The organism is Citrobacter sp. S-77 (assembly GCF_963864895.1).
Taxonomy (GTDB): Bacteria; Pseudomonadota; Gammaproteobacteria; order Enterobacterales; family Enterobacteriaceae; genus Citrobacter; species Citrobacter murliniae.
This window is the reverse complement of record NZ_CAWLWU010000002.1, coordinates 3,082,231-3,099,376: the sequence shown is the minus strand read 5'-3', so window position 1 is coordinate 3,099,376 and position 17,146 is coordinate 3,082,231. Positions and strand designations below refer to the sequence as shown.

At 50.9% G+C, this 17,146-nt stretch carries 14 protein-coding genes; 7 read left to right on the top strand and 7 right to left on the bottom strand.

The features are described from left to right. Positions 1-53: 53 nt before the first annotated feature. Positions 54-626 carry an elongation factor P-like protein YeiP gene (gene yeiP / locus AACS05_RS15385; protein WP_045445067.1) on the bottom strand — a complete coding sequence of 191 codons (573 nt, stop codon included), beginning with the start codon at positions 624-626 and terminating at the stop codon, positions 54-56. Positions 627-907: 281 nt separating this feature from the next. Here yeiP and AACS05_RS15380 point away from each other — a divergent pair, with 281 nt between their 5' ends. Further along, positions 908-1,162 carry a YkgJ family cysteine cluster protein gene (locus AACS05_RS15380; protein WP_045445064.1) on the top strand — a complete coding sequence of 85 codons (255 nt, stop codon included), beginning with the start codon at positions 908-910 and terminating at the stop codon, positions 1,160-1,162. A 19-nt stretch (positions 1,163-1,181) separates the two neighbouring features. On the opposite strand, the gene setB is transcribed toward AACS05_RS15380, so the two are convergent. Continuing rightward, the gene (gene setB / locus AACS05_RS15375) at positions 1,182-2,363 is read right to left on the bottom strand and encodes a sugar efflux transporter SetB (protein ID WP_045445061.1); all 1,182 of its coding nucleotides are present in this window, start codon (positions 2,361-2,363) and stop codon (positions 1,182-1,184) included. Between the two features lie 368 nt (positions 2,364-2,731). On the opposite strand from setB, the gene fruB reads away from it, so the two are divergent. Genes fruB through fruA form a run of 3 tightly spaced genes read left to right on the top strand, consistent with a single transcriptional unit; the run spans position 2,732 to position 6,505 of the window. After that, on the top strand, positions 2,732-3,862 hold the full coding sequence (fruB, locus tag AACS05_RS15370) for a fused PTS fructose transporter subunit IIA/HPr protein (RefSeq protein ID WP_045445058.1): 1,131 nt from the start codon (positions 2,732-2,734) through the stop codon (positions 3,860-3,862). Continuing rightward, on the top strand, positions 3,862-4,800 hold the full coding sequence (fruK, locus tag AACS05_RS15365; protein WP_003027446.1) for a 1-phosphofructokinase: 939 nt from the start codon (positions 3,862-3,864) through the stop codon (positions 4,798-4,800). Before fruB ends, fruK begins: the two co-directional genes overlap by 1 nt. Before the next feature lie 16 nt (positions 4,801-4,816). Then, positions 4,817-6,505, top strand: coding sequence for a PTS fructose transporter subunit IIBC (fruA, locus tag AACS05_RS15360; protein ID WP_045445055.1), 1,689 nt, complete (start codon positions 4,817-4,819; stop codon positions 6,503-6,505). A 109-nt stretch (positions 6,506-6,614) separates the two neighbouring features. On the opposite strand, the gene AACS05_RS15355 is transcribed toward fruA, so the two are convergent. Together AACS05_RS15355 and AACS05_RS15350 are read right to left on the bottom strand one after the other, a co-directional pair. Beyond that, a complete protein-coding gene (locus tag AACS05_RS15355; protein ID WP_045445052.1) occupies positions 6,615-7,913 on the bottom strand; it encodes an anaerobic C4-dicarboxylate transporter in 1,299 nt (432 codons plus the stop codon). A 77-nt stretch (positions 7,914-7,990) separates the two neighbouring features. Then, positions 7,991-8,710 (bottom strand): aspartate/glutamate racemase family protein, encoded by a 720-nt coding sequence (locus AACS05_RS15350; RefSeq protein WP_045445049.1) that lies wholly within the window; start codon positions 8,708-8,710, stop codon positions 7,991-7,993. A 339-nt stretch (positions 8,711-9,049) separates the two neighbouring features. Between AACS05_RS15350 and hypT the strand changes: the two genes are divergently transcribed. Continuing rightward, positions 9,050-9,955 carry a hypochlorite stress DNA-binding transcriptional regulator HypT gene (gene hypT, locus AACS05_RS15345; protein WP_075261762.1) on the top strand — a complete coding sequence of 302 codons (906 nt, stop codon included), beginning with the start codon at positions 9,050-9,052 and terminating at the stop codon, positions 9,953-9,955. Between the two features lie 47 nt (positions 9,956-10,002). Here the strand turns inward: hypT and nfo are convergent, their stop codons facing one another. Together nfo and AACS05_RS15335 are read right to left on the bottom strand one after the other, a co-directional pair. Then, a complete protein-coding gene (gene nfo, locus AACS05_RS15340; RefSeq protein WP_045445042.1) occupies positions 10,003-10,860 on the bottom strand; it encodes a deoxyribonuclease IV in 858 nt (285 codons plus the stop codon). A gap of 65 nt (positions 10,861-10,925) precedes the next feature. Then, positions 10,926-11,975, bottom strand: a complete 1,050-nt coding sequence (locus AACS05_RS15335; protein ID WP_045445039.1) for a YeiH family protein — start codon at positions 11,973-11,975, stop codon at positions 10,926-10,928. A gap of 131 nt (positions 11,976-12,106) precedes the next feature. Between AACS05_RS15335 and yieE the strand changes: the two genes are divergently transcribed. Further along, positions 12,107-12,988 carry a DNA-binding transcriptional regulator YeiE gene (gene yieE / locus AACS05_RS15330; RefSeq protein WP_045445036.1) on the top strand — a complete coding sequence of 294 codons (882 nt, stop codon included), beginning with the start codon at positions 12,107-12,109 and terminating at the stop codon, positions 12,986-12,988. 207 nt (positions 12,989-13,195) lie between these two features. Continuing rightward, positions 13,196-14,665 carry a lysine-specific permease gene (gene lysP / locus AACS05_RS15325; protein ID WP_045445033.1) on the top strand — a complete coding sequence of 490 codons (1,470 nt, stop codon included), beginning with the start codon at positions 13,196-13,198 and terminating at the stop codon, positions 14,663-14,665. Positions 14,666-14,771: 106 nt separating this feature from the next. Here the strand turns inward: lysP and AACS05_RS15320 are convergent, their stop codons facing one another. Beyond that, the gene (locus AACS05_RS15320) at positions 14,772-16,757 is read right to left on the bottom strand and encodes a ligand-gated channel protein (RefSeq protein WP_045445030.1); all 1,986 of its coding nucleotides are present in this window, start codon (positions 16,755-16,757) and stop codon (positions 14,772-14,774) included. Between the last annotated feature and the right edge of the window lie 389 nt (positions 16,758-17,146).

Here is a 17,146-nt window from a genome sequence, read left to right as displayed (position 1 = left end):
ATAACAAAGGGACAGCAGATGCTGTCCCTTTTAACTTGTGTCGCTGCGAAAAGTTAGTCTGCACGGCCCATATAGCGGCGTTCTTCAATGTGAATACGGATTTTTTCACCCGCACTCAGATATTCAGGAACCAGGATCACCAGACCAGTGCTCAGAGTGGCGGGTTTGTTACGCGCACTTGCTGAAGCGCCTTTGATGCCCGGTGCCGTTTCAACGATCTCCAGATCTACGGTCTGTGGCAGTTCAAGCGCCAGCAGTTGGCCGTCCCAGGTCAGAACCTGCATGTCCGGCATCCCGCCTTCCGGAATGAACAGCAGCTCTTCTTCAATCTGGTCTTTGGTGAAGGTATACGGGGTATAGTCTTCTTTATCCATAAAGACATATTCGTTGCCATCAACGTAGGAAAAATCAACGCCACGGCGGCTCAGCGTAACGGTATCTACGATATCGTCGCCTTTGAAGCGCTCTTCAACTTTCAGACCGGTACGGACATCAGAAAAACGCATTTTGTACAGCGTAGCTGCACCGCGTGCGGTTGGTGATTGAATATCAATATCTTTTACAATCAGCAGTTTGCCGTTGTAGTTCAGTACCATACCTTTTTTAATTTCGTTCGCTCTTGGCATCGAAAAAATCCTGTAGTGGGGAGTGTCTAAAATATCGCGTCAAACTACTCGCGCCGGGCCATTCAGGCAAGCGGAATTGTCACTTTTGCTGGTGCAAAAAAGGGGATACACACTTCATCCTTGACGTTGCCTCTTTGTTGGCTGCGCTTATAACTCCAGGGGCGTCTTACGTGTACGCTTCCGGGACTCATTCACTTGCTGCCCCGATGCTTATTGAGTGATTGTGTGTATACTGTTCACTACCTGCACCATCCGATGGTTTACGTTAAAGAGAATACTGTATGGAATGCCGTCCGGATTGTGGTGCATGTTGCACTGCGCCTTCTATCTCCAGCCCTATCCCTGGCATGCCTGATGGCAAGCCTGCCAATACACCGTGCGTTCAGCTTGATGAATCACTGCGCTGTAAACTCTTTGGTTCTGAGTTGCGCCCAAAAGTGTGTGCAGGTTTGCAGCCCAGCGCGGAAATGTGCGGGCAAACAACGCACCAGGCAATGCTGTATCTTATTGAACTCGAAGCGCTGACCGCACCCTAGAGCCAGTCCCATCAGGCTCTTAAACGTCTTTGATGCGCGCGAGGCAAAATACGGTGGCGATAATCATCACCAGCGCGAACCAGAACACGGCATGATAATTCCAGATTTCAGCGGCAATGCCCGCCAGCGAACCTGCAATAATCCACCCCACGCGGATGGTGTTCGTATACAGGGTGGTGGCTGAACCAGCCTGTCCCGGCATTAAATCCTGAAAATAGAGCATCCCAATTCCGCCGAGAATGCCGATGTAAATCGCGTTCAATAGTTGTAAACCGAGCAAAATAATCGGTGAGTGCGCCAGCAACATACCGGCATAAAATAAAAAACCGGCGACTACAGCGATCCTCATTAACAGGCGTTTGCCCAGCCGTTTAGCAAAGTATCCGGCGATCAGCATTGTCGGTATTTCCAGCCCGGCGGCGGTACCCATCATGATGCCTGCGAGTTTTTCCGGCAGGTGCAGTTCGTTGATGATGAACAGCGGCATATTAATAATATAGAGGCTGTTGGTGCCCCACATTAATGTGCAGATTGCAAAAAGCAGAAGCGTATCACGACGATTACGCCTTGGAGCCTCGACTACGCCGGTTGCCAGTGGGACGTTTTTGTTCATGGACGGTAAGAACAGCCAGACCATGACGCCGCAGATAATAAATGCGACCGCAGCGCTGAGATACATCACCGTAAAGCTGAACCCCATCGCCAGTGCGTAGGCCAGAGGGGGACCGATCACCCATGCCAGTGAAACCTGTGCGCGTAAAATTGAGCTGAACATCACGGCTTCCCGGCCTGTGCGGTCGGCATGCTCGCGGGCGAGGGCAAACATTTGTGGGTTAGCGGTAGAGCCAAAGCTACTGAGAAAAACACCGACAAACAGCAAAATAAAATAGTTACGGTTCCAGGCAAACAACACGCAGGCCAGCATCCCCAGCACACAGCAAAAAACAATCAGGTTCTTGCGATCGCCTTTTTTATCAGAGCGCCCGGCCAGAAACTGACTTACCAGGATGCCGATGACGGCACTGCCGGTAAAAAAGAAACCCACCATCCCTGGGCGGGCATGGACTTCATCGGTCAGAAAAAGGCTGAGTGTAGGAGTCTGCAATGCGCCAGCAATACCCGTCAGAAAAGCGACAAGCAAAAACGCCGAAGACGTTAAATCAAACGCCTTTGGTGTGGCGGCTACGGGGGTGTTATGCATGTTTCGATATCAGTGGTGTGAAGAGAGGCGGAGTTTACGCTGCTTGTCAGAAAACAAACAAGGAGCTAAATCAAAATCAGCATGAAAAATCAAAATCGCATTTCAGTCTGAGAAAACAGCATGCTGACGATGCTGAACCTGATAGGGTAACCCTGATTTCTGCGTCAGCAATTTTCACACATAGAAGAAAAAATGTGCGTTACATCTAAATTCAGCAAGCAAATCTACAACTTTACTTGCGTGCTGAAGCAGAAAGATCAAAACTTCTTGAAACGTTTCAGCGCTATCAGATTTTAAATGATGGAGTCGGGTGGCGCCTTTTTTCTCATGTTAGCTGAATCGTTTCAATTCGGCAGGGGAGGAGAACCATGTTCCAGTTATCTGTTCAGGATATACACCCGGGCGAGCAGGCCGGAAACAAAGAAGAGGCCATTCGTCAGGTTGCAGCCGCGTTAGTACAAGCGGGCAACGTCGCGGAGGGCTACGTCGATGGCATGCTGGCACGCGAACAACAGACATCCACTTTCCTTGGCAACGGTATTGCTATACCTCACGGTACAACGGATACGCGCGACCGCGTGCTGAAAACCGGTGTGCAGGTATTTCAGTTCCCGCAAGGCGTGACCTGGGGTGAAGACCAGGTCGCGTATGTGGCTATCGGTATTGCAGCCAGCTCGGATGAACACCTCGGTTTACTGCGCCAACTGACGCACGTGCTGAGTGATGATTCGGTGGCTGAGCAACTGAAATCAGCCACTACAGCAGAAGAACTGCGCGCCTTACTGATGGGCGAAAAGCAAAGTGAACAGCTGAAGCTTGATAATGACATGCTGACGCTGGACGTTGCCGCCAACTCTCTGATGACGCTGCAGGCGCTGAATGCTGCACGGCTGAAAGAAGCTGGAGCGGTCGATGCGACATTCGTCACCAGAGCGGTTAACGAACAACCGATGAATCTCGGTCAAGGGATTTGGCTGAATGACTGTGCTGAAGGCAATGTGCGCAGCGCTATCGCGGTCAGTCGTGCGGCCAACGCATTTGAGGTTCAAGGTGAAACGGCTGCGGCACTGATTACCGTTGCTATGAATGATGAGCAGCCCGTCGCGGTGCTGAAGCGCCTTGGCGATCTGTTGTTGAACAATAAAGCTGACCGTTTACTGAAAGCTGACGCAGCTACCGTGCTGGCGCTGCTGACCAGCGATGACGCATTAACTGACGATGTATTAAGCGCTGAGTTTGTGGTGCGCAATGAGCATGGTTTACACGCCCGTCCGGGCACCATGCTGGTGAATACGATTAAACAATTTAACAGTGAAATTACCGTGACAAATCTTGATGGAACCGGAAAACCGGCAAATGGACGTAGTCTGATGAAAGTCGTTGCCTTAGGCGTGAAGAAAGGACATCACCTGCGCTTTACCGCACAGGGTGATGATGCTGAACAGGCGCTAAAAGCGATTGGCGATGCTATCGCGGCAGGTCTTGGGGAGGGCGCGTAATGAGCAGACGTGTTGCAACTATCACCCTGAACCCGGCTTACGACCTTGTCGGTTTTTGCCCGGAAATTGAACGCGGTGAAGTAAACCTGGTTAAAACGACCGGTCTGCACGCGGCTGGAAAAGGCATCAACGTCGCGAAAGTTCTGAAAGATCTGGGTATCGACGTTACGGTTGGCGGTTTCCTGGGTAAAGACAACCAGGATGGCTTTCAGCAACTGTTCAGCGAATTGGGTATTGCTAACCGTTTTCAGGTGGTGCAGGGGCGTACCCGTATTAACGTCAAACTGACTGAAAAAGACGGCGAAGTTTCAGACTTCAATTTCTCTGGTTTTGAAGTCACCCCAGCCGACTGGGAACGCTTTGTGAATGACTCCTTGAGCTGGTTGGGCCAGTTCGACATGGTGTGTGTCAGCGGCAGCTTGCCGACCGGTGTTAGTCCGGAAGCATTCACCGACTGGATGACGCGCCTGCGCAGCCAGTGTCCATGCATTATCTTTGATAGTAGCCGTGAAGCACTGGTTGCGGGTCTGAAAGCGGCTCCGTGGCTGGTAAAACCTAACCGCCGCGAGCTGGAGATCTGGGCTGGCCGTAAACTGCCGGAAATGAAAGATGTTATTGATGCTGCACATGCACTGCGCGAGCAGGGTATCGCTCATGTGGTGATTTCACTCGGTGCGGAAGGTGCGCTGTGGGTTAACGCTTCAGGCGAATGGATTGCGAAACCGCCATCCGTTGAGGTGGTCAGCACCGTAGGTGCGGGAGACTCAATGGTCGGCGGCCTGATTTACGGCCTGCTGATGCGTGAGTCCAGTGAACACACCTTACGTCTGGCGACCGCTGTTGCTGCACTGGCCGTAAGTCAAAGTAATGTGGGTATTACCGATCGTCCTCAGTTGGCCGCAATGATGGCGCGTGTCGACTTAAAACCGTTTAACTGACAGCAGGAGAGGCATAATGAAAACGCTGCTGATTATTGACGCTAATCTCGGCCAGGCTCGTGCTTACATGGCGAAAACCCTGCTTGGAGCGGCGGCGCATAAAGCGCATCTGGATATTATTGATAATCCTAATGATGCTGAGCTGGCGATTGTTCTGGGCGACAAACTCCCGAATGACACTTCGCTGAACGGAAAAAATGTCTGGTTGGGTGATATTGGTCGTGCGGTTGCTCATCCTGAGTTATTCCTTAGCGAAGCGAAAAGTCATGCAAAACCCTACAGCGCGCCAGCTGCTGCCGCACCTGTGGCAAGCAGTGGTCCGAAACGTGTGGTTGCGGTAACGGCCTGTCCAACGGGCGTAGCGCATACTTTTATGGCTGCTGAAGCCATTGAAACCGAGGCCAAAAAACGCGGCTGGTGGGTGAAGGTTGAAACCCGTGGCTCTGTTGGGGCGGGTAATGCCATAACCCCGGAAGAAGTTGCCGAAGCTGATCTGGTGATCGTGGCTGCTGATATTGAAGTGGATCTGGCGAAATTTGCCGGAAAACCGATGTACCGTACCTCGACCGGTCTGGCACTGAAGAAAACGAAGCAAGAGCTGGATAAAGCCGTCGACGAAGCGACCCTCTACCAGCCTGCGGGGAAAGGACAGTCTACAGCGACACAGGGTAAGAAAGAGAGTGCTGGTGCATACCGTCACCTGCTGACGGGCGTTTCTTACATGCTGCCAATGGTGGTTGCGGGTGGCTTGTGTATTGCGCTGTCTTTCGCGTTTGGTATTGAAGCATTTAAAGAGCCTAACACGCTGGCAGCGGCGTTGATGCAGATTGGCGGTGGCTCAGCCTTTGCGCTGATGGTTCCGGTTCTGGCGGGTTACATTGCGTTCTCTATCGCCGACCGTCCTGGCCTGACGCCGGGTCTTATCGGCGGTATGTTGGCGGTAAGCACCGGTTCCGGTTTTATCGGCGGGATCATTGCCGGTTTCCTTGCGGGTTACCTGGCGAAGTTAATCAGCACTAAGCTGAAACTGCCGCAAAGTATGGAAGCGCTGAAACCGATCCTGATCATTCCACTGCTCTCGAGCCTGGTGGTGGGTCTGGCGATGATTTACCTCATTGGCAAACCGGTTGCTGGCATCCTGGAAGGTCTGACTCACTGGCTGCAAACCATGGGGACGGCGAATGCGGTACTACTCGGTGCAATTCTTGGCGGTATGATGTGTACTGACATGGGGGGACCGGTAAACAAAGCCGCATATGCTTTCGGTGTGGGTCTGCTGAGTACACAAACGTATGCGCCAATGGCTGCAATCATGGCGGCGGGTATGGTGCCACCGCTGGCACTGGGTCTGTCTACCCTTGTTGCGCGTCGTAAATTCGACAAAGCACAACAGGAAGGGGGGAAAGCCGCTCTGGTTCTGGGTCTGTGCTTCATTACCGAAGGGGCGATTCCGTTCGCAGCCCGTGACCCGATGCGTGTTCTGCCGTGCTGTATCGTCGGTGGTGCGTTGACCGGAGCAATCTCCATGGCGGTAGGTGCTAAGCTGATGGCTCCGCACGGTGGTCTGTTCGTACTGCTGATTCCTGGCGCAATTACACCGGTTCTTGGATATCTGCTGGCAATTATCGCAGGTACGCTGGTTGCGGGTCTGGCCTATGCGTTCCTGAAACGTCCGGAAGAGGACGCTGTCGCTAAAGCGGCATAACCCTCCTCTCATCAAAGGGCAGAGATTTCTCTGCCCTTTTTTTATGCTTAAAGCGTTATCCATTGAAATTCTATGGGGCGAGGCATAACGAATCCTTTTGCTATGCGGTTCAGGCAATCATGGGTGCAATGATAAAGCCGAAGGCAACACCAGCAATAATGCCGCCTAACCCTGGCAACATAAACGGATGGTTTAAGACATACTTGCCAACCCGCGTTGTCCCTGTGGTGTCGAATTCCATTGCTGCCAGCGACGTGGGATAAGTTGGCAGAACAAACACCCCGGTTACCGCGACGTACGAAGCCAGTATGGCCCAGGTTGGTACACCGAGGGCGACGGCAAGAGGGATAATCAGTGGCGTGGTTGCTCCTTGTGAATAGAGGAGCGCGCAGGTACCAAAGAGTACCAGTGCCAACAGCATCGGATAGGCCTGCAGAATATCGCCCGCGATACTTTTAATCTCCGCCAGATGCGCATCAATAAATGTTGTGCCCAGCGTTACGATCCCGAGAATTACTGCCAGTGAGCTCATGCCCGCGCGAAAAGTGGATGTCAGCACAATGGAATCTGTGGATGTTTTACACAACACTACCATCAGGCAAGCGGCGGACAGCATGCAGATAATAATGATATCCCGCGTATTCATTGGGCTACCGATGTCGAAGCCGGGGCGTAGCTGAGGACATGCGGCAAGAATAACGATGACGACTGTTGCCAGCATAAACAGGCCGACAGAAAGCCTGGCTCCCGGCGTAGTGCTGTGCTGCCCTTCATATTTACGGACCAGACCTTTTTGCAGACGCTCCAGATATACTTCGTCATCTTCCAGCTCGCATCCCTGGCGTGAAGCGATTAATGCGGCAACCATCGCGGCAACGAATGAGGCCGGAAGACAAACCGCCATTACCTGAATAAAGCTGACGCCATTCCCTTCCATGATCGTCAGCATCGCGGCCATGGCGGCGCTAATCGGCGAGCCAGATATCGCAATTTGGGAGGCGACTACGGAGCCAGCTAGCGTGCGAGAGGGACGTATGCCGGATTCTTTTGCCACTTCTGCAATTACCGGCAAGGTAGAAAAGACGATAAACCCGGTTCCCGCCATAATGGTCATCGACCAGGTAATAATTGGCGCAATAATATTAATATATTTTGGATTTCGTCGCATAAAATTGCCGGCGATGCGTACCAGATAATCCATGCCTCCTGCGGCCTGTAGTGCAGATGCTGCTACAACAACCGTCATAATAATAAGAATAACATCTACGGGCGGGGAACCGATGGAAAGACCAAATCCCAGCGTCAGAATTGCCAGTCCCAGTCCACCGCATAAACCAATGCCAATCCCGCCGAGACGAATACCAAAAAATATTGATCCTAATACCACGATAATTTCTAGCCAAATCATAATGATCTCCGCCAGACAATAATTTGTCGTTAAAGGTGAGTGTTTAGTTAATATGTTTATTTAGTTAGGTTTGTTTTTTATTGCGCCAGGAGATGGTGCTTTCCTACTCTTTTTTCGTACCACTTAATACCTGCACGAACTAATGATCCGGTTGAATCAATATATTTATCCGGTGACTGTTTAACCGCTTCGGCAAGGATCACAGGAACTTCCGTACAGCCCAGAACGATAACTTCAGCACCGCGTGAGAAAAGTATTTCGGCTTGTTCAAGCATCATTTTTTGCGCGTGCTTAAGATCACCTGCTTTTAAGCAATAAATACTTTCCATCACTTTTTCCTGACTGGACGTATCAGGACTGATGCAGCTTAAGCCAAGAGATTCTATACCTTTTTGATAAAGTCCCATGTAGAGTGTGGCGTTGGTTGCCAGCAGCCCAATACGGGTTTTTCTGCATTTTTCAACCTCATTCATCGTTGTATCAACAATGCTTAGCAGGTCTATATGGCAGGAATCTTTTAATTCGTTGAACCAAAAATGGGCGGTATTACAGGGAATCACAATACACTCCGCCCCGGCATCTTCCAGTTTATGCAGATAATCACGCATAGCGGGAAGAGGGGAGCGACCATGATGCATCAGAGCATCGGTCCGGTCGGGAATATCAGGAATAGATGAAATAATTAATGGAATATGTTCCTGATCGCACTGTGCTGCCGTATAAGTGACAAATTTATTAAAAAGATCGACGGTTGCAGCAGGACCCATTCCGCCAAGTACGCCAATTAAACCTTTCACGATTTATACCTCATTTAACCGTTAATAAATAATCTGTATTTTTTCTTTCGCTAATGTTTAACAGCTGATGACGGCGATGAGAAATGCAATAATGTTTGCTGTAATGCAAAAACCGCATGATTGTGAGTGTTGAGTCAGGGGCAGAATGCCAGCGCCCGGCAAAGAGTATGGGTTCTGGTCAGAATCGAGCGCGAACATATGGGAGAAACCATCAGGAGGTTAATGTCAAAAACGAAGGTGTCATGCAAAAAACGAATCACTAATTGCTGAGAGTCAATGATATGTCCTGAAATTCTCAGGCATGATGTTATATGCTCATGGACATATTTAAATACCTGTGTGACCGATATGAAAAACATCGAGACAAAATGGTTATATGATTTTTTGACACTGGAAGCCTGTCGTCATTTTTCCCAGGCTGCTGAGCAACGTAATATATCTCAACCAGCATTTAGCCGACGGATCAAAGCGCTCGAGTCGGCGGTAGGAGTCATGTTATTTGATCGCACCACTTCGCCGTTGCAACTTACGGAAGAGGGGAAGTTGTTTCACTCGCAGACACGAAGCTTATTGCAACAGCTGGAATGTAATCTGGATGAGCTAAGCGGTCATAACTTGCTAGGAGTGCCGAATATTAAAGTTGCGGCGGCACATTCGCTGTCGCTTACCATGCTACCCAGATTAGTTCACTCGATGGCAGCCTACGGCGAAGAATTTGTTTATCACGTTGAGGCCATTGATGTTGTGCAGGCGGTTAACACCCTGCGAGAAGGGAAAAGTGATTTTATTATCTCATTTCGCGATGAAGACCTGATGCAGTCACCTTTTTGTGGTCTGAAAGTTTTTGAATCAGAGCTGTACCCTGTTTGTGCTGCTGATGAGCAGGGTAAACCGTTGTTTGATATCTGGCAGCCGCAGGTGCCGATATTGAACTACACCAGTACATCTTATATGGGGCGGTTGGTTAACCGCCATCTGGCGGAAGTGGGCGGTATTACGGGACGCACGTTATTTATGTCTTCGATGAGTGAGTTGCTGAAAAATATGGCGCTTGATGGACATGGTATCGCCTGGTTGCCCGCATGGTCGATTGTTAACGAACTGCGCACAAAACGGTTGGTTTCACTGGCGGTACCGGAGCTAATGGTGCCAATTCAGGCCTATATTTACAGGATGGATACCCGGTTGAATAAAACAGCTGAAAATTTCTGGGGCATCTTGCGTAACCATATGCCAGAGCTTTGATTTTCACTTCTGAGGCGCGCCAGTTAGTCTGGCGCGCGGGAACGATGTTACGCGACTGCTTTTTCTGTTTGCTGGGCTTTCAGCCAGGCTATCTCTTCTGCCCAGATATCAGGGTTGATGGTCTCAAGTACCAGTGGAATACCGTCAAAACGCTTGTCCTGCATGATCCAGCGGAAGGCATCGTGACCGATGTTGCCTTCGCCTAAGCTGTGGTGGCGGTCAACACGGCTGCCAAATGTGCACTTGGCATCGTTGAGATGCATCCCGCGTAAATAATTAAAGCCGACGATGCGTTCAAATTCCGCAAAGGTCTTTTCGCACTCGGCAGTAGTGCGTAGATCGTATCCGGCAGCGAAGGCGTGGCAGGTATCGATGCAGACACCGACACGGGTTTTATCTTCTACGCCATCAATAATGGCCGCCAGATGCTCAAACTTAAACCCAAGATTGCTGCCCTGTCCGGCGGTATTCTCAATGACTGCCGTCACGCCCTGAGTCTGAGCGAGGGCAATATTGATCGACTCCGCGATCCGCGCCAGGCACTCATCTTCCGGGATCTGCATCAAATGGCTACCGGGGTGAAAGTTAAGCAGAGATAAGCCAAGCTGCTCACAGCGCTGCATTTCATCAATAAAGGCATCGCGTGATTTTTCCAGCGCGTCGCTCACCGGGTGTCCGAGGTTAATCAGGTAGCTGTCGTGAGGCAGGATTTGTGCCGGAGAAAAATGGTACTTCTCGCAGGCTGACTTAAAGTCATCTATGACTTCTGTCGTCAACGGCGCGGCGCGCCACTGGCGCTGATTTTTGGTGAACAGGGCGAATGCGGTCGCTTCGATTTCCGCGGCTCGAATAGCGGCGTTAGCCAGACCGCCAGCGGCGCTTACGTGCGCTCCAATATATTTCATAAGTTAAACCCGCCATACTCAAAAGGGGAGAGTATAGCGGGTTAACAAGGGTTAGTCGTGATCGATCATGCCATCAGCGCGTGGATGGCAACGTTAATCGCACCGCCGCCCACAATCAGCCAGACAAACAGAACAAGCGCCATCAGTAAGGGTTTAGCACCTGCTTTCTTCAGTGCACTGACGTGAGTGGTAAGCCCAAGTGCGGCCATCGCCATCGCCAGCAGAACTGTATCCAGCGTAACCAGCATGTCCACTACGGACTTTGGTAGCAGGTGGAACGAGTTGAAAATCGCAACCACAATAAACAGGATGGCAAACCACGGAATAGTGATTTTACTTTTTTCCCCTCCGGTCGCCGGAGACAGCTGTTTCACACGGGCAGCCAGGATGATGAGGAATGGAGCCAGCATCATAACGCGCAACATTTTTGCAATCACTGCCGCGTTTTCTGCATCCGGAGTAATTGCATGTCCGGCGGCGACAACCTGTGCTACTTCATGCATGGTAGAGCCAATGTAAATCCCATAGGTTTCCGGGCTAAACCAGTGCGCCAGCAGTGGATACATTGCCGGGTACAGGAAGATTGCAATCGTACCGAAGATAACCACAGTTGCGACAGCGACCGTCACTTTACTGGCTTCTGCTTTGACTACCGGTTCTGTTGCCAGCACCGCGGCTGCACCGCAAATGCTGCTCCCGGCACCAATGAGCCAGCTGGTGTGCCGATCCAGGCCAAACACTTTCTGCCCAAGGAAACAGGCAAGCATAAAGGTACTGGTCAGCGTCAACACATCGATCACGATACCGCTGACGCCAACGTCAGCAATCTGCGCGAATGTGAGGCGGAAGCCGTAGAGGATTATCCCCAGGCGTAATAAATGTTGTTTGGCAAACAGTACGCCACCGTCACAGCTTTTCCAGATGTGTGGATAGATGGTATTACCGAGAACCATCCCCAATAAAATGGCTAAGGTGAGGGCGCTGAACCCGGCACCCGCTACGGCGGGAATGGAACCACCCCACAAAGCGGCCCCGGTGATAACTGCACTCAGGGCAAGCCCCGGAATAAAATGCCACACTGTACGTCGATGATTCTGTAGGGCGAGTTCTGTCATGACCCCTCCTGTGAATTGGAATGAAATCTTTGACAAAATAGTAAGGTGAAGTGGCTTAAAAATAAAATTGATTATATATTTATAATTAATCTTTATAAGTGGTAAGCACGGCTACCTGGTGGAAAACGACTATGCATATCACCCTACGACAACTTGAAGTGTTTGCTGAGGTACTGAAAAGCGGCTCGACGACTCAGGCATCTGTGATGTTGTCATTGTCGCAGTCGGCGGTTAGCGCCGCGCTTACCGATTTAGAGGGGCAACTTGGTGTCCAGCTATTTGACCGCGTGGGTAAGCGCCTGGTCGTTAATGAGCACGGGCGATTACTCTATCCTCGCGCGCTGGCGCTGCTTGAGCAAACAACTGAAATTGAGCAGCTTTTTCGTGAAGATAATGGCGCTATTCGCGTATACGCCAGCAGCACCATTGGTAATTACATTCTTCCTGCCATGATCGCCCGCTACCGGCAGGATTTTCCTGATTTGCCACTGGAGCTGAGCGTGGGCAACAGTCAGGATGTTATCAACGCCGTACTGGATTTTCGGGTAGACATTGGGCTTATCGAAGGCCCTTGCCACAGCACGGAAATTATCTCTGAACCGTGGCTGGAAGATGAGCTGGTGGTCTTTGCTGCGCCGTCTTCGCCATTAACGAAGGGGCCCGTTACGCTGGAACAACTGGCAGCGTCGCCTTGGATCCTCCGCGAGCGTGGTTCCGGTACGCGTGAGCTTGTTGATTACCTGCTGTTGTCGCATTTGCCGAGGTTTCAAATGGCCATGGAGCTGGGTAATTCAGAAGCGATTAAACATGCTGTGCGTCATGGATTAGGTATTAGCTGTCTGTCGCGTCGTGTCATTGAGGAACAGTTGCGGGCCGGAACGCTGAGCGAAGTTCCCGTGCCACTACCGCGGTTAGTTCGCACCCTCTGGCGTGTCCATCATCGTCAAAAACACCTCTCCAATGCGCTGCTGCGTTTTTTACGTTATAGCGATCAGGTGGAACAGGCCGGGTAAGGCGCAGGTGTGGCGGAAGCAGGTAGTGCCGACACGCTCTTACCTGATGGGGCTATGTTTATCTGGCCTGCACGCTTTCAAATCTCTGCTTTACTTATAATCCGCGGCCAGTCATGAAGGTCTCTTATAACAGCGCATTTGTGCCGGAAGAATGCCGTTTCGTCTGCTACAATCGCGCCTCATTTTTTGGATGGATAGCATTTTCACATGGTTTCCGAAACTAAAACCACAGAAGCGCCCACGCTACGTCGTGAACTGAAAGCGCGTCACCTGACGATGATTGCCATTGGTGGCTCCATCGGTACGGGTCTTTTCGTTGCATCTGGTGCAACCATTTCTGCGGCGGGTCCTGGCGGCGCGCTGTTTTCCTATATTCTGATTGGTCTGATGGTGTACTTCCTGATGACCAGTCTTGGTGAATTAGCCGCGTATATGCCGGTTTCCGGTTCGTTCTCCACCTACGGTCAGAACTATGTAGAAGAAGGCTTTGGCTTCGCGCTGGGCTGGAACTACTGGTACAACTGGGCGGTAACCATTGCCGTTGACCTTGTGGCTGCACAACTGGTGATGAGCTGGTGGTTCCCGGATACGCCCGGCTGGATCTGGAGTGCGTTGTTCCTGTGCGTCATCTTCCTGCTGAACTACATCTCGGTCAGGGGTTTTGGTGAAGCGGAGTACTGGTTCTCGCTGATCAAAGTTACCACCGTTATTATCTTCATTGTGGTTGGCGTGATGATGATCGTCGGTATCTTTAAAGGCGCTCAACCGGTGGGCTGGAGCAACTGGACGACAGGTGAGGCTCCTTTTGCCGGTGGTTTTGCGGCGATGATTGGCGTGGCGATGATCGTCGGTTTCTCTTTCCAGGGCACCGAGTTGATTGGTATCGCTGCAGGCGAATCTGAAGATCCTGAGAAGAACATTCCTCGCGCTGTGCGTCAGGTGTTCTGGCGAATCCTGTTGTTCTATGTGTTCGCTATTTTGATCATCAGCCTGATTATTCCATACACTGACCCAAGCCTGCTGCGCAATGATGTTAAAGACATCAGCGTCAGTCCGTTCACGCTGGTATTCCAGCACGCCGGCCTGCTTTCTGCGGCGGCGGTGATGAACGCTGTTATCCTGACAGCGGTATTGTCGGCGGGTAACTCCGGGATGTATGCGTCAACGCGTATGCTTTATACCCTGGCATGTGATGGTAAAGCGCCGCGTATTTTCGCTAAGCTGTCTCGTGGCGGTGTACCGCGTAATGCGTTATATGCGACCACGGTGGTGGCAGGGTTGTGCTTCCTGACTTCAATGTTTGGCAACCAGACTGTGTACCTGTGGCTGCTGAATACCTCCGGGATGACGGGCTTTATCGCCTGGCTGGGGATTGCCATTAGCCACTATCGTTTCCGTCGTGGCTATGTGCTGCAGGGGCATGATGTGAAGGATCTGCCGTATCGTTCAGGTTTCTTCCCGCTGGGTCCGATCTTTGCTTTCGTGTTGTGCCTGATTATTACGCTGGGACAAAACTACGAAGCATTCCTGAAAGATACCATTGACTGGGGCGGTGTGATGGCAACCTATATCGGTATCCCGCTGTTCCTGATTATCTGGTTTGGCTACAAGCTGACAAAAGGAACCCATTTTGTTCGCTACAGCGAAATGCACTTCCCGGGGCGAGTGAAGAAATAACCTGTTAGACAGACCTGTCCGGATCAAGCATTTATGCCGTCATCCGGCAGACAAAATAACAAAAACCCCGGCATTATTCGTGCCGGGGTTTTTTATTGCACTGTACTTAGAAGTTGTAAGTCAGGCCAACGGTATAGCGACGACCATCGAGAACGGTGTCGTAGGTATCGTAATTGATTTGCTTATCCAGAACGTTATACACGCCAGCAGTCAACAACAGATCTTTGTTGGCGTAGTAACGCAAGCCGACGTCAACCTGAGTATAGGAAGGGGTTCCTTGTGCCATTGAGGTACGGCTCAGGTACTCGGATGTTTTACCGCGCAAGTTCAGACGGCTCCAGAAGCCGACATCCTGCGTAGCCTGCCAGTCCAGCGTAGTGTTAAACATATGTTTTGGCATTTTATTCAGCGGCTGACCAGAGAACTGACCGCTTTTCTGCTCAGACTCGGTGTAGGTGTAGTTAGCTGTCCAGTTGAGGTCAGAGGTAATCTTCCAGCCGAAGGTGGACTCTACGCCGCGCATGTTGGCTTTATCAACGTTAACCCGATCGCTGACAAAATCGTAACTGGTTGTGCCGATGGTGCAGGCAGGATCGGAACTGCTGTTACAGCGGCGAACTTCGGTAATTTTGTTTTTGAAGTCAGTGTTGAACAGAGTGACGCCTGCGTTGAGGTCGTTACCGTTGTCCCACAGCAACCCGATTTCTTCACTCAGGCTTTTCTCCGGTTTCAGATCCGGGTTACCTACAATGATACCGTTCAGGCGACCACCGCCGGTGACCTGTCCCCAACTGGCAGATGACTGACGCAGGTCTGGTGCACGATAGCCTGCTGAAACACCGCCTTTTAAGGTCCATTGATCGCTAAGATGCCATACGCCATAGCCACGCGGCGTCCAGTTATCACCGTAGTTTTCATCTTTGTCCATACGCAGACCACCGGTCAGCGTAAAGGTATCGGTAACGGCCCATTCATCTTCGGCAAACAGCGCCCAGCTCCAGCGAGTTAGCTTATTCAGACCATCTGCCGCTTGCAACTGGTTACCGTTATCGCGCAGTTTTTCATAACGGTACTGTCCACCCGCCGTCAGGGTATGTGCCCCGAGGAAGATCTGGTTCTGGTTATTGAAGATGGTGTTGTAGGACTTCATCTGGCGACCGGGATTCTCGCTCTCTTCCTGCTGAACATAGCTGGTGGTATTGAAGTCGTCATAGTAACCGCTGTGGGTTAATGAATAGGTGGTGTGCACATACTTGCTTTCGCTTTTGCTGTTTGGCTTACAGGTGCCGTTGCGGCAGCTCTCTGCGGCCATTGACTTGCCTGGCGTGCTGTCGCGATCCTGCAGTTCACGTGCGTAATCGAAGTCAATATCGTTTTTATCATCCGGCGTAAAGTTCAGGGTTAATCCCCCGCTACGCATACGCTGCTCATTGTAACCATTGACGATTTCATCTTCCGCACGGTGAGAGAATAAACCGGTGACTTTTGCGCCGAGTAACCCGTCAATCAGCGGCCCGGAAGCATAAGCGTTAGTCTGGTAAATATCGCCAGAATCCCGGTCTTCCTGGAAAGTGGCATCGCCATGCAAGGAGCCGGTCCAGGCTTTGGTATTCGAGACTTTTTTGGTAATTACGTTGATGACGCCGCCCATTGCATCAGAGCCGTAGAGCGAAGACATAGGGCCACGGATCACTTCGATACGTTCAATGGATTCCAGCGGCGGGAGCCAGCCTTGCTCAATGCCAGAGTTATCGCTGTTGGGACGTGTACCACGCGTGCTGATACGTTTACCGTTTACCAGGAAAAGCGTGTATTGCGAAGCCATCCCGCGAATGCTGATATCGCTACTGCTACCACCACCTGTTACGACGACGCCAGGTACATCTTTTAGCGCATCGGTGACATCACGGTAAGCTTTATCCTCTATCTGCTGCTTGGTGATCACAGAAATAGAGGCGGGGGCGTCCTGAATTTTTTGCTCAAACCCGGTGGCTGTAACAACGACGGTATCCTGGTCAGCAGCATAGACGAGTGATGGGAGACTGGCGACGCATACTGCGGCAGCAACAGCCTTAACGTGAGGTATAGTCATTTGTATCATTCCATTTAAATGAATTTACCCGTAATACTTCAAGTTGCAGGTGTGCTGACTAAGCTCGTTCACCCCAGGAACGTACTTATGTGCGTTCCTGGGATTTACTCCCCTGCCGCATGATCCGGCAAGAGGGCCTCACCCCTTCGGGGCCAGCACTGTTCAAAATGCAATTGCATTTTGTCCTACAACTCGAATTCTTAGGGTAACGATCAACTCGTCATGACAAAGGCCATGACAATTATATGTATTTGTCTTTTAAGGACTCTTTTAAGTAAAGAAGCTAGGAGATTGTACAAAAGTGTGAATGTTTGTAAACACAAATGATAATTGGAATCATTTGTGTTTGATATAATTGGCAAGGAAAAGCTTTTTCAGTCAATGAGATA

Excerpts from the sequence above, each read along its gene's own strand:
- yeiP (WP_045445067.1), bottom strand. The coding sequence starts at position 626 with ATGCCAAGAGCGAACGAAATTAAAAAAGGTATGGTACTGAACTACAAC.
- AACS05_RS15380 (WP_045445064.1), top strand. The coding sequence starts at position 908 with ATGGAATGCCGTCCGGATTGTGGTGCATGTTGCACTGCGCCTTCTATC.
- setB (WP_045445061.1), bottom strand. The coding sequence starts at position 2,363 with ATGCATAACACCCCCGTAGCCGCCACACCAAAGGCGTTTGATTTAACG.
- fruB (WP_045445058.1), top strand. The coding sequence starts at position 2,732 with ATGTTCCAGTTATCTGTTCAGGATATACACCCGGGCGAGCAGGCCGGA.
- fruK (WP_003027446.1), top strand. The coding sequence starts at position 3,862 with ATGAGCAGACGTGTTGCAACTATCACCCTGAACCCGGCTTACGACCTT.
- fruA (WP_045445055.1), top strand. The coding sequence starts at position 4,817 with ATGAAAACGCTGCTGATTATTGACGCTAATCTCGGCCAGGCTCGTGCT.
- AACS05_RS15355 (WP_045445052.1), bottom strand. The coding sequence starts at position 7,913 with ATGATTTGGCTAGAAATTATCGTGGTATTAGGATCAATATTTTTTGGT.
- nfo (WP_045445042.1), bottom strand. The coding sequence starts at position 10,860 with ATGAAATATATTGGAGCGCACGTAAGCGCCGCTGGCGGTCTGGCTAAC.
- AACS05_RS15335 (WP_045445039.1), bottom strand. The coding sequence starts at position 11,975 with ATGACAGAACTCGCCCTACAGAATCATCGACGTACAGTGTGGCATTTT.
- yieE (WP_045445036.1), top strand. The coding sequence starts at position 12,107 with ATGCATATCACCCTACGACAACTTGAAGTGTTTGCTGAGGTACTGAAA.
- lysP (WP_045445033.1), top strand. The coding sequence starts at position 13,196 with ATGGTTTCCGAAACTAAAACCACAGAAGCGCCCACGCTACGTCGTGAA.
- AACS05_RS15320 (WP_045445030.1), bottom strand. The coding sequence starts at position 16,757 with ATGACTATACCTCACGTTAAGGCTGTTGCTGCCGCAGTATGCGTCGCC.